The organism is Nostoc sp. FACHB-892, assembly GCF_014698795.1.
Taxonomy (GTDB): domain Bacteria; phylum Cyanobacteriota; class Cyanobacteriia; order Cyanobacteriales; family Nostocaceae; genus Nostoc.
In genome coordinates this window covers 296,328-311,773 of sequence record NZ_JACJTR010000004.1, presented here as the reverse complement: position 1 = coordinate 311,773, position 15,446 = coordinate 296,328, and the positions used below count along the sequence as shown (strand labels likewise).

Sequence of the window (15,446 nt, the reverse complement as noted above, 5' to 3'; positions counted from 1 at the left end):
ACTTTTAGAATATCGCACAAATAATCAAGCAATGCAATACTTTTATAAAACTAAATACGGCAAGCTTATCGAGCTACAGTAGTTAAATCCTTGCAGTTTTGTGTAGGCTGTGACATACTCTAACTCATGTAAGTACATAAATTCGATAGACTTACCGTACTTAAAATTATAAATCTTGCTGCAAGGAATTAATCATGCTTAAAGATGCACAAGGACTGGTAGTGACGACAGATTCAGCCCAAGCGATCGCAGCTATTAACCGTTTCATTGATCAAGCACTGTGTTATGGTCAAAATGCAGAAACAGCGATTTTACAAGCAATTGAGGCTGATCCAACTTGTGTTTTAGCTCATGCTTATGCAGCCGCTTATTATCTTACGCAAGAAAACAGCAAAGCTTGGCAGCAAGTACAACCATATTTGCAAGTAATACAAGGGAATTTAGCCAAGATTACTTATAGAGAAAAATTATATGTGCAAGCAATTTTAGCTTGGGCGAATCAAGAGATTGATCGAGCGATCGCCTTTCATGAACAGATTACCAACAGATTTCCTCGTGATTTAATATCAGTCCAGCAGGGGCAGTATCACTATTTTTATACAGGCAAAAAAGAAAAATTACTAAAAATTGCCCAGAAAGTTTTACCTAGCAATCCCCAACAACATTATTTATATGGCATGGTGGCTTTTGGCTTAGAACAATGTCACCAATTAGAAGCAGCAGAAAAAATGGCACGTGAGGCGATCGCCTTAAATAGATATGATCCTTGGGCGCACCATGCTTTAGCTCATGTGATGGAAACTCAAGGAAGAGTTAATGAAGGTATAGCTTGGATGGAGAGTTTTGCAGATACTTGGAAAAACTGCAATTCTATGCTTTATACCCATAACTGGTGGCACATTGCACTGTATTATTTGGAGCAAAAAAACTACCAAAAAGTTGCTTCACTATACGATAACCACATTTGGGAACGTGCAAATAAACAATCTCCTAAAGACCAAGTAGGTGCAATTTCACTATTATTACGTCTGGAATTACGTGGGGTAAATGTAGGAAAACGTTGGCAAAGTATCATTCCCTATGTTTACAGCCGTATTGATGAACACGCATTACCATTCCAGGACTTGCATTATGTCTATGCCCTTGCCAAAGCCGGACATACTGATTGGGTAAATGAGATGCTTCAGAGTATGCATTATCATGCCTTGAGTATCAATCCCTTTTTGCAAAAGAGTTGGTTAGAGGTAGCGATTCCCGCAGCTAGAGGTATGGTAGCTCATGCCAAAGGTGACTTTAACACAGCTGCTACCGAACTCAAATTGGTTTTACCACGTTTGTATGAGATTGGAGGGAGTCATGCACAACGAGTTTTATTTGAGGAAATTTATCATGATGCTGTGTTGTGGACACAAAAGCAGAGTTGGGTTTATGGCATTACGGCCTAATTAAGCTCATCCCATCCCCTAAAAGGGATGGGATAATACGAAAGACTGTTGACTGTTAACCGTCAACCGTCAACGGCGTTGAGGCATCTCTCATCCCATCTTCAAAAAGAGTCGGTTTTCCCGATGCCTTTTTATAAATCTGTTTGAGTACCTGATAATGTTCTAATTTCACTGCGGCAAAACGCTTAACACCAAACTTTTTCATAACTCCTTGCAACTCTGCATCTGGTTGGAGTAGCGCCAATTGCATTTGCTGAATTAAGGGGATACCTAGACGCTGTGCTACTACTAATGGTGGCATAGGAGAAGGCCCTATCACTTGCACCACACGCAAATGCTGTGATAATTCAGGAACATCGCTTAATTCTTGTTCTAACACTACACTGTCAATGGCTGCACAATCTGCCAGTCCCTCAACTACCCAGCGAATTGAACGCTGATGAGAACCTGATTCTATAGTTTTTCCAAAGAAATTTTGTGGATATTTTTCTTGACTTAACCAGTGATAAGGTAAATTATAGCCACTGTTAGAACCAGAGTCGTTATAGCAAAATGTTTTCCCTGACAAATCGGCAAACTTTTTGATATTACTATTAGCCTTGACAATTATATCTGCATAGTAAACAGGACAGTTATCATACCGGGATGCTTGCATCACAGGTGCAACCAATGTCTGTAATTGGTCTAAAACCACTTGATTGTAGCGAATTAGTGGTAATCCACAAATAAAAGTTAGGTCTATTTTGTCTTGAAATAATAGAGGGTCTTGGAGGGGATCGCATTCACCTTGATGTAGTTGGATTTCTACTTGTAAAACACGACCTAAATAAGCTGCGATCGCCTGATATAATCCAAACCAATTAGGAGCTAAGTAAGATACAGCCCGTAAGCTTGTTGATATAGTCATTCTTGTTTTAAAACAGTATTCTTCTGGAAAACCTGAGTCAACTTTTGCCCAGAGTAATGCATATATAAAAATCCTAGGCTAGCAACACTCAGTAGCATAATTCCTAAAACAGTCGTATAAGCATTAATATGCCACCACAGCCGATTTAACACAGATGTTCCTAGTTGTGATATCTTCCACAAAGAATCAGGTTTTACGCTCTTATTGTTTTGGATACTAATATTTTGGGCTAATGTCATTGTGATTTCTCCTGTTAACTGAGCAATCTAAAGGCCACCAATTCGATAGGCTTAATGTAGATTATATTATATATTATCTAACTTCGTCAAAACATAAGACTCATAATTTGATTTTTGCCACAATTCATTACACTTCTATCTCTTTTTCATCTGGAGTTGAGATAATCACAAAAACAAAACCCCTATTTCTTGAAGAAATTGGGGTTGTTCTAGTTTTTTCTCAATAACACTTGATAATTAACCTTTCATATAACTGGGATTCCACTGCAACCAAGATTTTTCTAACTTTCTAGCAATGACATCTGCAAGTTTTCCAAACAATGCATATAGAAAAATACTCAACACCACAACATCAGTTTGCATAAATTCTCTAGCATTCATTGCCATATAACCAATACCAGAATCAGCCGCAATAGTTTCAGCTACAATCAGTGTCAACCACATAATCCCCAAAGAAAAGCGTACACCAACCAAAATAGAAGAAATTGATCCTGGTAAAATAATTCGCCAGAATAAACCCCAATAATTTAAGCCGTAAACTTTCCCCATCTCAATTAATCCAGGATCAACGCTGCGAATTCCATGAAAAGTATTTAAATAGATAGGGAACATAACACCTAATGCAACAAGAAATAATCTAGCTTCATCCCCAATACCAAACCACAAAATTACGAGGGGAATTAAAGCCAAATTAGGTATATTACGCAACATTTGGATAGATGTATCCAAAAGTTTTTCGGCAAGAGTAGAAATGCCGTTGAGCAAGCCTAAAGCAAAGCCAATACCTCCTCCGACTAAAAAACCTGTAATTGCGCGTGTGGCACTAATACTAATATGTCTAAATAGTTCACCACTTTTAGTTAAGTTAATTGCAGCAATGACTACGCTTAATGGAGCAGGCAAAATTCTTGTGGGGATAAAGCCAATAGCAGAAAGGATCTGCCAAACAATAATAATTGTTATAGGTACGACCCAAGGGATTAATATCTGAATATAGCGACTTTTTAACAAAAAAACTTGAAGTTTATTTTTATTTTTTGTATGTCTTGCAGAAAAATCTGTGGAAGTAGAAGAAATGGATTTCATAAGGTTATGTAATTGGGTGGACTAAGTAAATGGACGACTAATCACCAAGCTTACCCCCCTAAATGCTAGTTTTTCGCTAGCAATTCTTTGGGAGTAATTTCGGCATATTGTTCAGGTGTTAAAAAGCCATCTCTGACATTTACCTTTTTAGGTATGAGTCCTAAGTTGTACCATTTTTCCGCAACTTCTTGTTGTTTATTAATAATTACTTCAGTAATTGGTACGAGCGTGAAATCATATTTATTATGCATCAATTGTAATGTTGGTGGATCGAGTTGAGTTGTTTCTGCCAGTAATTGGGCAAGTTCTTTAGGATTATTCTTAGCCCATTTTTGCGCTTTTTGTACTTCGTCTAAAAAGACCTTGATTACTTCACGATTTTCTTCATAGAATTTACGGTTTGTAGATATAAAGTTATTAGTATCTCGCAAACCGTCACCACCATCAACCAAAACTCGTCCAGAATTATTTTGGACATTTCTGGTAACAAATGGCTCCCAAATGAACCAAGCATCTATTTTACCTTGACTAAATGCCACGTTAGCATCTGGAGGCGCTAAACCAACTGACTCTATATCACTAAGCTTTAGTCCTGCTTTTTCTAAGGCTCTGACTATGAGATAATGACCAATTGACGCTTTTTGGAAAGCTACTTTTTTCCCTTTCAAATCTTTTACACTTTGAATGGGAGAGTTTTTAGGAACCAATAGTGAAACGGCTCTCCCATCACTAGAATTAGCAGCTAAATATACAAGAGTTGCGCCAGCTGCTTGGGAAAAAATAGGAGGGGATTCAGCTGTCGAAGCAATATCAAGTGCGCCTGCATTTAAAGCTTCAAGTTGTTGTGGCCCAGCAGCAAATTCAGGCCATTCTACCCTATAACCTAAAGGTTTTAATCGTTCTTTTAAAATACCTTTTTGTTCTAAAACAGCTAGGGCAGTAAGTTGCTTAGAACGAACAATTCTAATTACTTTATCCGCAGCATTACTAGTAGTAACATTAGATGCAGATGAAGTTATTTGTTGTTGAGAATTATCTGGTGAATTACTACAACTAAATAGCGTAGTAGACAATACTAAGCTGTAACCAAATGCCAACAAAGCGTGACGACGAGTCATGCGTCGGCGTATCGAGGATACAAATTTATATTTGAAATATTCCATTAATTAACTAACCTCTAATTATTAAGCAAGTTGTTAAATTCAAAATTTAAACTGTAACTTTTGTTCCATTAAATTTTGTCAATGTGAAGCCATTGAATTTTTCGTTGTAACCTAATCTTTCATCTTTAAGAATGCTGATGGCAATTTCTTCACCCAAAGCCAAGCCAGCAGAACCATCTGTACGCCAGTGAATCCCACCATGACCACGACCAAGGGTGTAATTAGCTGCTAATTTGTTCAATTCGCCACCCACTGTTAAAGACTCTTCTGTATAGGGAATTACTTTGGTGGGGTCATTAGGATCAGGAACTACAGGATTAGGGATAACAAAATCTTCGTCAAAGTAGGCTTTTAATAATGTGGCACTGACACCAGCGATCGCAGCTGCACCACCAACATAAGATGAATGAATGGGCGAACCTTCCGGGTATCCATGCGGCAAAAGATAGGAGCCAAATTTGCTGAAACTCTGCGCTAGAGCTTGGGAGTTTAATATATCTCCATGAATCGGATTTTTAGTTTTATTAATAATGTTGTTGTGGATGAGTCCGCCATAAGCTTCTGGGCGCAGCGTGCGGTGTACATAAAACTTCTGCCAGTACGCAGCCCTAATAGCGCGGGATCTACCCAGATACAGTAAGGCTTCTAAATGTCCGAGTCCAAATGACCCATTACCCCCCTGTTGAGTCTTTGATTTAACAAAGGGATTGCCTGAATTAAAGGGTGCGTCAATACCACTACTCAAAGGGTCGTTAGCTTTGCGACTACTACCCAAAATGAGAGCAGCGCCAGAAAATGCTGCGCCTGGTGCATGGGAAAATTCTGATAAGTCACGAATTGTCGATACGTAACGGCGTACTGGGTCATACTTAATAGCTTTAGGAGTACCGCCATTCTGTACATTCAGCCATTCTTCATAATCAGTTAGGAAGTCATTACCAGGGAGAGCCGTCCGAATCACAGGCGGAATAAACTGAACTCCCCAAGGAATATTTAGTAAAGCAAACTGGGAAATGTGAGGCCCTATTAATACCCCTGATGGAGTAACGTGTTTTGCCGTCCTACCAGATTTGTCATTTTGATCAACGTAAGTGACAGTACCGCGAAACAGACTTTGGGGAGTCACACGTCCATTTTGTTTTGGCCCTTTGAATGTCGCCAGCTTGTTTAGTTCTTCAACAGCGACCAATACCAGAGGATCATCGGTGTTATTTTGCAGTTTATGAAAAGGTACGTCTCGCAATAACGCTTGCCAATAAATTTCCACAGCTTCAGCAGCGCGTTCTGAACTAGCTAGAGTTGGTGGTGGCGGTACTGCTACCTGCACCCCATGACATCCTTCTAAACTGGCTGCGAGAGGCCCCTGAGCATTAACTAGTTTTCTTGTACCACCCAAAATGACTTTTTCAAAGTCATCATGATCTTGGGTCGTCACTGCTTTCGTTAAAGAGTCATAGGCTTTAAGATCAACTTCACCCAACTTGTTGTGTGGTAATCCCTTAGTGTCAGAGCCGATTTTGTTGGGATACCGTTCTTCATCGCCATTAGTAGGATTAGGCGCAATGGGAACTTGACGATTGGCCTCTGCTGCGGCAACACGTATGCGATAAGCCTTTTCAGTGAACTTGTTAACTGAAGAAACTTTCTCCTGTGCTTGACCTTTTTCAGCAGAAAACTTTAAACCCACTGCTCCTGCTACAACACTACTTGCAGTAAATATACCAGTGTGTAATAAAAAAGACCGTCTACTAGCTGCACTAACAATAAGTTTAGATTTTCTCTGATCCATAACTTTATTTCTTTACGCCTTTGCCTGAAATTTCAAAGAAAGGAAGTAAGGTGGTTTTACCCACCTTAAGCAACCGATTTGAGGTATGTTGTGGCGGAAACTTTAGGAATATTGCGTTACAACAGGTAATTCTTGATTAAGTACTTAGTTGCCAATATCACGCAATTTCTAAGCTACAGGGTCGTGATGTATAAAAGTACGTGTATCTATCAAACCCGTATTTGTTCGCCATAGAAAGGGTTTCCATGATTTCAAACGTACTTGTAGTCATATCGAAACCAACACTTCAACTACTTGCGCCATAACCTAGTTGTTATGCTTGTGATCGGATAAGGAAATGGGAAATGGGGATGGGGTAGATGTGGTGAAAGTTAGGAATTGTCTCAACACAAAGAGGTATAGTTCTATCCCCAATTCCCAGTATTTAATTCTAGTTAGAATATCTAAGTTGAGAATTTAGGGCATATTCAGGCAGGCGATCGCGTTCACCCATTACTCGTTGTAAAATCTTCTCAACCAGCTGGGCAAACTCTGCATTGCCTCTGGCTCTTGGACGTGGCAGATTGATTCTCACGTCCATACCAATTTGACCGTTTTCAATCAATATTACTCGGTCTGCTAACACCACGGCTTCTTCTACATCATGGGTGATTAACAGTGCCGTAAATCCTTGCTCCTGCCACAACTCTTCTAATAATTGCTGCATTTCAATCCGGGTTAAAGCATCCAAAGCACCCAATGGTTCATCTAGAAGCATCAAAGAAGGCTTACTTGCCAAGGCTCTGGCTAACGCTACCCGTTGACGTTGTCCACCAGAGAGAACAGCTGGCCATTCGTTAGCACGGTCTTCTAAACCGACTGCACGCAAGACCTGCAAAGCTGTTTGTTTGGCGTAAACTTTCGACTTAGAACCAAATAACCCTAACTCTACATTTGATAACACGCGCTGCCAAGGCAGAAGTCGCGCATCTTGAAACATCATCCGCACGGTGGGATTTGTACGCTGAAGGGAAATTTGATTATTCAGCAACACACCCCCTGCACTCGGTTCATCTAACCCAGCAATTAAACGCAGCAGTGTACTTTTACCACATCCACTGCGGCCAACAATAGCCACAAATTCTCCTGGTTTAATGTCTAAATTAATTTCTTGTAAGACAGTCTTCTTCCCAAAAGACTTTGTTAACCCTTCTAGTTGCAAATACATTCCACGCGTTGCAGATACCATCTCAAAATCTCCTATTTTTATGCTATGTCGGCTGTTTATTCTCTACTGACTGGATGGAACACGGCTTTTTTGAAAAACCAGCAATCAATATTTTGATTTCTATCAAGTCTGAAAATTTCGGTCTTTGCTAAATAAGTTGTAAGTTTAGAAAATACAATCAACTGGCGAATAAACAACACTTTTGAGATAACACTGAATTAACCATATATATTGATTGTTATGAAAGCTTCAGGACTGAACTACCAAGCATATTCCTGCTATAACCGGACTAGCTTTAACAAGATTGATTTCAGTTATCATAAAGTACGGTAAGACGGTAGGGTTTTAGTACTTTTTCTATTTTAGTAGCTTCGCATAGTTAGCTATAAAAGACAAGTAATTTTGCATTTTTTTGCAAAATGAAGGTTGATTTCACATCTAGTCATATTTACTGACGAGAAATAAAGTCAAGAAACTTTGATAATTTTAATTAAAAGCCTATTTTGTTGAGTGTTTTAGTGGAATGATACTCAGATAATCAAGAGTTGACTGTTAACTCATCCCCCGGCTTGAAGCCGGGGGGAAATCGAAGTCATTGGTCATTGGTCATTAGTCATTAGCACCAATGACTAATGACTAATAACTAATGACTAAATCGGCGGGCGGCTATCCCGGACACCCCTCTTGTTGGGATGGGATTCCCGCCGATTTTCGTTAAGGTTTAAGTTTCGACAGCCAACTTTTTCTAGGACAGTTATAGCATTAAGCAGCTACAGGAGTAGCAAATCTAGCATAGCGCTCTATGTAAAACTCTTTGCTATTAGCGATCGCCTCTACAGAATCACGCTGCTTTAAAGCCTTTTTCCACTGATGTAGACGGGTAAATTCAGTAGGTATGGCAAAGCCGCGATAGTGCTTAAGTGCTGGCCAGCGCTCAAACCAAGGATAAAAGGTGAAATCGACTAGACTAACCGATTCACCAAACCAGTAAGGGCCTTCTGGCGATAGTTTTCCCAAACCTTCTTTTTCAATAAATTCCAAATGTTTGTATAGTTCCTGTTTAGCTGCTTCTTGCTGTGAGACATCTGGACTACGTAAGAGAGTAGAAAAAGCTGGAACTAATCTAGTATTGGCGAAATCGATCCAAATCCGCGCCTGTGCTTTAGCAATGGGACTGCTGGGTAGCAGTGGCGGATTGGGAAAAACCTCATCGAGATATTCATTAATTACTGCCGATTCCCACACTCGTTGATCACCATGTGCGATCGCAGGTACTTTGCCATAAGGCGAAATATCAGTAAATCCTTCAGGCTTGTTCTGCAAATTAATCTCAATCAATTCAAAATCAACGCCTTTTTCTTGGAGTACTAGGCGCGAACGATGAGCATAAGGACAAACGACTGCACTATATATCTTTATTTGGGGCATTTTCTGTTCCTTCCAAAAGAAGCGCTTCAGCTTATTCTACTCTATGTCGATAGATTTACAGTATTATAATTTTACAGTGCGCTTTCTATATCACTACCACCCGGGCTAATGATGAATACGATATCAGAGTCATATTTATTTAGATAACCTAAAAATTAGGTATACATAAATTTATATTCAGAAGAACTTTTCCTTTCGGAAAGATTGTATGATGTGTTTAAACTACGGCAAACCAACTGATAAACCGTAATATAGTTTTTAGCATAGATAAATACCTGCTACTCAAGCATTTCGCTTCTTGCAACTCCAAACAGTTGGTAACGCAATATTTACAAAGGAAAGCATTCCATGAGCAACTTACAACTTTACTTTGCTAAAGCTTCTACTTTCTCTCAACGCACGCGTGTCGTGTTGCTAGAAAAAGGTATTGACTTTACCCAAGTTGAAATTGATTTACAAAACAAACCAGATGGTTACACGCAGATTTCCCACTACGGCAAAGTTCCAGCGATTAAGCATGGAGATGTTGAACTCTATGAGTCTGCAATTATCAATGAATATTTAGAAGAGGTTTTTCCAGAACCATCGTTATTACCTCATGATCCCGCACAGAAGGCGATCGCCCGTATCTGGATCGACTACGCCAATACTCGCTTTGTACCTGCATTTAACAAATTCTTACGTGGTAAAGATGCCCAAGAACAAGAACAGGGACGACGAGAGTTCACAGAAGCGCTGTTGTATATTGAGCAAGAAGGATTATCTAAGTTATCTGGAAATGGGCCTTACTGGTTAGGGGATCAGTTTAGTTTAGTGGATATCAGCTTCTATCCTTGGTTTGAACGCTTACCCGTTTTGGATCACTTCCGCAGTTTTGCCTTACCAACAGAAACACCCCGTTTGCAAACATGGTGGAATGCTGTGCGCGATCGCGATTCAATTCAAGTAGTAGCAAATCCTGTGGATTACTACGTGCAGAGATTTGCCAAAGTTCTCGGTCAACCTACCCCCGTTGGTGCTGCTCAATAAGGCAGAAGGTGGGGGAAGGTGCATGATTTCAACACGTAATTAATTGAAATTGACCTTTTGCCGACTTTTATCAATTGGGTCAAACAATCAGGACAAAAACTATGAGCGTAGATAGCCAAGTTCTCGACAGACCGATTTTTCATAATTTGCCATCCGTAGAAGCTAACCTCACTTACCTAATTCCGATGGCAGAAAAACTGATTAACTACACTTATGAACCACCAGCAGGGATTCCCCGCTCGAATGGAACTCATCAGACACACAAACTACCAATCTATAATGCTCGCTCTATCTCTAAAAACATCTTGTTAGATCGAGAAGGATTTGCATTTACTAGGCATCAGACTAATGTCAGTAACTTTTATGACGAAGACGAAGTACGCCGTGTTTACTACCCAGAAGCAGAGCAATTATTAAAAGATGTGACGGGTGCAACTCAGGTGGTGATATTCGATCATACCTTGCGTAACGCTGGTCAGTCCAAGCCTGGTGAAAATAATATTAAAGAACCTGCCAAGCGGGTACACAACGACTTCACCGCTAAATCTGGCTACACTCGTGCCCGTCGAGAATTAGCAGTGCAGGGAATAGAGAATATTGACACTCTATTGCAACAACGCTTTGCGATTATTAATGTTTGGAGAGCGATCGCCCAACCAATCCAAGAATCACCGTTAGCAGTATGTGATGCCCAAACTATTGCCTCTACAGACCTTGTAGCAAGTGATTTGGTGTACCGCGATCGCGTTGGCGAAACATACTCAGCTACGTATAATTCCCAACATCAATGGTTCTATTTTCCGCAAATGCACAGAGATGAAGCACTATTTATTAAGTGTTTCGACTCTGCTGAAAAGGGGATAGCACGTTTTGCAGCTCACACAGCTTTTGAAGACCCCACCAGCCCAGCAGATGCTCCTCCACGAGAAAGCATCGAACTACGGACATTCGTTTTTTACCCTGCATAGATACGCTCTTGTACTGATTCCACAACAATAATACTTGGAGAAATACATATCATGGGTTCACAATACTTTGACATCAAACCAATCGCCGGACGTATTGGGGCAAAAATCATTGGTGTTGACCTGAGCAGCAACCTTAGCGACGAAATCATCAGCGATATTCGTAAAACTTTAGTTAAACACAAAGTCATTTTCTTTCGGGGACAAAATCTCGATGCTAATGGACAAGTAGCCTTTGCCCGTCGCTTTGGAGAAGTCACCACAGCTCATCCGACTGTCCCGTCACTTCCAGACAACCCAGAAGTTCTTGACCTAAATTATGGCCGAACTGTAAGCCGTGCTAATACTTGGCATACCGATGTCACATTTGTAGACCGTCCCCCTCTAGGTTCTATTTTACGAGCCTTAGTGATTCCCCCATCTGGAGGTGATACCATTTGGGCAAACTCCGTGACTGCCTACGAAGATTTACCAAACCATCTGCGTAACCTCGCTGACCAACTCTGGGCAATACACAGCAACGCTTACGACTATGCAGCAGCTGTAATAGATGTTCCCGAAGAAGTTCGTGCTTATCGAGAAGTCTTCACCTCTACCGTATACGAAACTCTACATCCAGTAGTGCGCGTTCATCCTGAATCGGGTGAAAGGGGATTATTTATCGGTGGTTTTGTGCGCCGCCTGCGTGGTTTATCACAGAATGAATCAGATGAAATTGTAAAATTGTTGCAGGCTTACATCACTCGCCCCGAAAATACAGTGCGGTGGCGTTGGCAAGTGGGAGATGTAGCTTTCTGGGATAATCGCGCTACTCAACATTATGCGATCGCAGACTACGGCAATCAACCTCGTCATGTTCAGCGTGTAACAATCGTTGGTGATATTCCAGTTGGTATCGATGGTAAACAAAGTGAAGCCATCAAAGGAGACTCTTCTGCCTATAACCGACGTGAACCTGCTTTAGTTTAGAAAAGGTAAAAAAGGCTTTTACCGTTGTACGGGCAGTCCGAACCCGTAAAGTAGCCGCTACGGGTCTACAAGCTGGGAAACCCACTTACACGGCTGCCCTCGTTCTTGTGGTCAAAAATCTTGAACCACAAAGACACTAAGCATTTACTAGACAACAGAGAAATCAGTACCAGAAAAAACAGTGGTTTTAGCAATACAATCGGGTTGTCCTTTAAAAACCTTTTTAGCAAGTTGGGCATTCTGACGGTTCTTATATCCGCTTTCGTCTTATCGTTTCACAACGTTGCTGTGCGAGTTTTGTTTTCAGAACATCTCGTACTGGGTTTATTTTTACTCGGTGGATACGTTAAACCGGATTTGCAGAACTCATTATTGCTCATGTTCATGCGAATGCTATTAGTGGTTCCACTTATGGCATCTCTAGCATTCAAGTTATATCCATCTGGTGGTAAAGAATTTCGAGAGTTATTCAGGCCCGAACGCACTGATGTTTTGCTCCAAGCATTGGGCTGTGGAGTATTAATGTTTGTGTATATTGCCTTACTCTACATTGGTATTGGCTTAATTCCTACTGGCATTGCCATGACCCTCTTCTTTACCTATCCTGTGTTTACAGCGTTGCTTGCTTGGAGGTTTTTTGGCGAACGTCCTACACTCTTCCGTTGGCTAGTGATGGTGATTATTTTGGGGGGTAGCGTACTTACAATTCCTCAATCTTCTGCTGCTTACAGTAGTGACACCATTACTACTGGCATTTTCGCCAGTGTTGGCTCTGGGGTTGTTTACGCCTTTTATAAAGTCATGGCCCAAAAATGTTTGGAAAAATTTCATCCAGTTCCTTTCACCTGGATTAGTTTTACCTGCACCCTACTGTTTTCTGGTATCAGCTTACTATTTTGGCCACTTCCCAGCACTCAATTGGATTGGATACCCCTGTGGATTGGTAGTATTTTTTCGGGTGTAGTGAGTTTTATAGGACACACATTCAATAATATAGGAATTCGCATGATTGGTGCAACGAAGGCTTCTATTATCGGTGCAAGCAGTCCAGCATTAACAGTATTAGTCGCATGGATCGCAATTAGTGAAACTTTAAATATGATTCAAAGCTTGGGGATTGGGATTGTCACATTAGGAATTGCACTGTTAAGTGGAGAAGGCTTTATCCGTAGACGTAGCCTTTCATAGAAATCTTCTAAATTACGAATTACATAGCTTACTTCCCGTAGAGTATTAGGAATTATGTCTGCCCCCGTTATTCTGTTTGATATTTAGCGATTTAATACTTGCCTGCTCACAAACCAACTGAATAATAAAGCTGTTCCCACTCCCCAAGCACTATTGACTAATAAGGCAGTAATGATTCCAGCTGGTTGCCAACCTCCGCCAATGGGTAGACCTTTCGATGGTGCAACTACAAACCAAGCCACTAATGTCGGAGCAACAGCACCAAAAATTAGCGATGCTATCCAATATTTTCTATTTACTTGCCAACCCACTGTAATAGTCGCCCACACTAAACCCCAAACTCCTCCCCAGAAAGCAGCTGATAGAAATTGGGGTATACCAAAAGGCTGTGTAGGTGTAGTTTGAAAAGGTGGACGGGGCGCAAAGTTAATTGCATGAAGCAGCACGAGCAAGCCTTGGTGAAATACCAGCACAGCAATAAATCCAGCAACGAAAGCTAGAACAAATCGAGAGAATTCTGCTTTTTGAGTCATGAGGTAGCTTGCTTCCTTAGAATGATTTATGATAACTTCTTATTTAAGTTAACTGCGGTAATTTTATCAATTTATAGTGGTTTATCTGATAACTCAATCACCAAAATCAGCGTATTAGTCAAAAGCTGAATACAGGTAATTATCAAGCTTTCCATGCAAATCCAAACTGTTGGTATTTTAAGTCTGGTTAATATGGGGCAGGCTATAGCAGCCGTTCTCAATCAAAATGGATTAAAAACTATTGCCTCCCTTGATGATCGCAGTCCCAGAACTCAGTAATTAGCAACCGCCGCAAATATTCAAGATGTGGGTTCTCTTACACAACTAGTAATTGAATCTGATGTGGTGTTATCAGTTCTAGTCCCAGCAAAGCAAGTAACTGAGGTAATAAGCAATGTGGGTAAAGAGATTCTTTATGTTGATTGCAATGCGATCGCTCCTTAAGAGAAATTATTAATCCTCTTTCCAACGAAACTGCATCAAACTAAAACTTGTAACTCAATTTAGGTTTGACAAAATGAGTAAAATCCGTGCTGTTGTTGTTGATCCTGATATATCAGGGCGTTTAGCACTACGTGATGTAGATGCACCCACCCCTGCTGCGAATGAAGCGGTTATTAGAGTAGCAGAAATTTCCCTTAACCGGGGAGAAGTCAGACGTTCTACCACCGCCGAAGCAGGTTGGCGACCAGGTTGGGACTTGGCTGGTATTGTCGAAACTCCTGCTGCTGATGGTTCTGGGCCTGCTATCGGGACGCGAGTTGTCGGCTTACTCCGTTCTGGCGCATGGGCGGAATTAGTATCAGTACCAACCCACTCACTAGCAGAATTGCCCTCGTCAGTTTCTTTTGCTCAAGCTGCTACACTACCCGTAGCTGGTTTGACCGCATATCATACCCTACTCAAAGGTGGCTCACCTTTAGGTCGTCCAGTTTTGATTACAGGTGCATCTGGTGGTGTGGGTCACTTCGCCATTCAATTAGCACGTCTCAGTGGCGCACAAGTAATAGCACACATTCGCCGTGCAGAATACGAAACCTTCGTTAAAGATGCTGGTGCTGATTCTGTAGTCATTGGTGAAGACCTATCACCAGCTAGCAAATATGGTCCCTATCATTTGATTATCGAATCAGTGGGTGGAAACACCCTCGGAACAGCCCTCGGTTTGTTGGCAGAAGATGGGACTATAGTTCTGTTTGGTACTTCCGGAGGAAATGAAGTAACATTCAATGCACAGCGCTTCTATGGCACTGGTGGTGCAAGTTTGTATGGTCTTATTTTGTTCCATGAATTGAGACGAGAATCAGCAGCAGTAGGATTACAAAGGCTTTTGCGTTTAGTAGAAGTAGGCCAATTGCGTCCTGTGATTGATATTCAAGCTGATTGGATAGAAATAGCTGACATAGCACAGAAATTGTTAAATAGAAGCTACCTTGGCAAAGCTGTATTGCACGTCTCCAATCTGTGAATCATCGAGTTTTTTGCAAATTCATGAACA

The 15,446-nt window shown here is 40.9% G+C and carries 16 protein-coding genes; 8 read left to right on the top strand and 8 right to left on the bottom strand.

Annotation, left to right across the window (positions count from 1 at the left end; all coding sequences use genetic code 11):
• Positions 1 to 194: 194 nt before the first annotated feature.
• The gene (locus tag H6G96_RS08175) at positions 195 to 1,445 is read left to right on the top strand and encodes a tetratricopeptide repeat protein (RefSeq protein ID WP_190910980.1); all 1,251 of its coding nucleotides are present in this window, start codon (positions 195 to 197) and stop codon (positions 1,443 to 1,445) included.
• Positions 1,446 to 1,500: 55 nt separating this feature from the next.
• Here H6G96_RS08175 and H6G96_RS08170 read toward each other — a convergent pair whose 3' ends face one another.
• From H6G96_RS08170 to H6G96_RS08140, 7 genes are all read right to left on the bottom strand, one after another.
• Positions 1,501 to 2,352, bottom strand: a complete 852-nt coding sequence (locus H6G96_RS08170) for a PhnD/SsuA/transferrin family substrate-binding protein (protein ID WP_190910979.1) — start codon at positions 2,350 to 2,352, stop codon at positions 1,501 to 1,503.
• Positions 2,349 to 2,591, bottom strand: coding sequence for a hypothetical protein (locus H6G96_RS08165; protein ID WP_190910978.1), 243 nt, complete (start codon positions 2,589 to 2,591; stop codon positions 2,349 to 2,351). The genes H6G96_RS08170 and H6G96_RS08165 overlap by 4 nt, the downstream gene beginning before the upstream one ends.
• A gap of 237 nt (positions 2,592 to 2,828) precedes the next feature.
• Positions 2,829 to 3,677, bottom strand: coding sequence for an aliphatic sulfonate ABC transporter permease SsuC (gene ssuC / locus H6G96_RS08160; protein ID WP_190910977.1), 849 nt, complete (start codon positions 3,675 to 3,677; stop codon positions 2,829 to 2,831).
• Between the two features lie 65 nt (positions 3,678 to 3,742).
• Positions 3,743 to 4,840 (bottom strand): aliphatic sulfonate ABC transporter substrate-binding protein, encoded by a 1,098-nt coding sequence (locus tag H6G96_RS08155; protein ID WP_190910976.1) that lies wholly within the window; start codon positions 4,838 to 4,840, stop codon positions 3,743 to 3,745.
• Between the two features lie 46 nt (positions 4,841 to 4,886).
• A complete protein-coding gene (locus tag H6G96_RS08150; protein WP_190910975.1) occupies positions 4,887 to 6,629 on the bottom strand; it encodes a vanadium-dependent haloperoxidase in 1,743 nt (580 codons plus the stop codon).
• Positions 6,630 to 7,059: 430 nt separating this feature from the next.
• Positions 7,060 to 7,857, bottom strand: a complete 798-nt coding sequence (locus H6G96_RS08145) for an ATP-binding cassette domain-containing protein (protein ID WP_190730970.1) — start codon at positions 7,855 to 7,857, stop codon at positions 7,060 to 7,062.
• Between the two features lie 741 nt (positions 7,858 to 8,598).
• Complete coding sequence (locus tag H6G96_RS08140; protein ID WP_190910974.1) at positions 8,599 to 9,264, bottom strand: glutathione S-transferase family protein; 666 nt, start codon at positions 9,262 to 9,264, stop codon at positions 8,599 to 8,601.
• A 348-nt stretch (positions 9,265 to 9,612) separates the two neighbouring features.
• Here H6G96_RS08140 and H6G96_RS08135 point away from each other — a divergent pair, with 348 nt between their 5' ends.
• From H6G96_RS08135 to H6G96_RS08120, 4 genes are all read left to right on the top strand, one after another.
• The gene (locus H6G96_RS08135; RefSeq protein ID WP_190910973.1) at positions 9,613 to 10,293 is read left to right on the top strand and encodes a glutathione S-transferase family protein; all 681 of its coding nucleotides are present in this window, start codon (positions 9,613 to 9,615) and stop codon (positions 10,291 to 10,293) included.
• A gap of 101 nt (positions 10,294 to 10,394) precedes the next feature.
• Positions 10,395 to 11,261 carry a CmcJ/NvfI family oxidoreductase gene (locus tag H6G96_RS08130; RefSeq protein WP_190910972.1) on the top strand — a complete coding sequence of 289 codons (867 nt, stop codon included), beginning with the start codon at positions 10,395 to 10,397 and terminating at the stop codon, positions 11,259 to 11,261.
• A gap of 51 nt (positions 11,262 to 11,312) precedes the next feature.
• Positions 11,313 to 12,227 (top strand): TauD/TfdA family dioxygenase, encoded by a 915-nt coding sequence (locus tag H6G96_RS08125; RefSeq protein ID WP_190910971.1) that lies wholly within the window; start codon positions 11,313 to 11,315, stop codon positions 12,225 to 12,227.
• A gap of 120 nt (positions 12,228 to 12,347) precedes the next feature.
• Positions 12,348 to 13,415, top strand: coding sequence for a DMT family transporter (locus tag H6G96_RS08120; RefSeq protein WP_242063200.1), 1,068 nt, complete (start codon positions 12,348 to 12,350; stop codon positions 13,413 to 13,415).
• 83 nt (positions 13,416 to 13,498) lie between these two features.
• Here the strand turns inward: H6G96_RS08120 and H6G96_RS08115 are convergent, their stop codons facing one another.
• A complete protein-coding gene (locus tag H6G96_RS08115) occupies positions 13,499 to 13,948 on the bottom strand; it encodes a hypothetical protein (RefSeq protein ID WP_190910970.1) in 450 nt (149 codons plus the stop codon).
• 153 nt (positions 13,949 to 14,101) lie between these two features.
• Between H6G96_RS08115 and H6G96_RS42310 the strand changes: the two genes are divergently transcribed.
• The 3 genes from H6G96_RS42310 (at position 14,102) to H6G96_RS08105 (ending at position 15,416) form a co-directional block, all read left to right on the top strand.
• The gene (locus tag H6G96_RS42310) at positions 14,102 to 14,227 is read left to right on the top strand and encodes a hypothetical protein (protein WP_277932901.1); all 126 of its coding nucleotides are present in this window, start codon (positions 14,102 to 14,104) and stop codon (positions 14,225 to 14,227) included.
• A 27-nt stretch (positions 14,228 to 14,254) separates the two neighbouring features.
• Positions 14,255 to 14,392, top strand: a complete 138-nt coding sequence (locus H6G96_RS41190) for a hypothetical protein (RefSeq protein WP_242063199.1) — start codon at positions 14,255 to 14,257, stop codon at positions 14,390 to 14,392.
• Between the two features lie 73 nt (positions 14,393 to 14,465).
• Entirely contained in the window at positions 14,466 to 15,416 is a 951-nt protein-coding gene (locus H6G96_RS08105) for a zinc-binding dehydrogenase (protein WP_190910969.1), read from the top strand.
• Positions 15,417 to 15,446 lie beyond the last annotated feature (30 nt).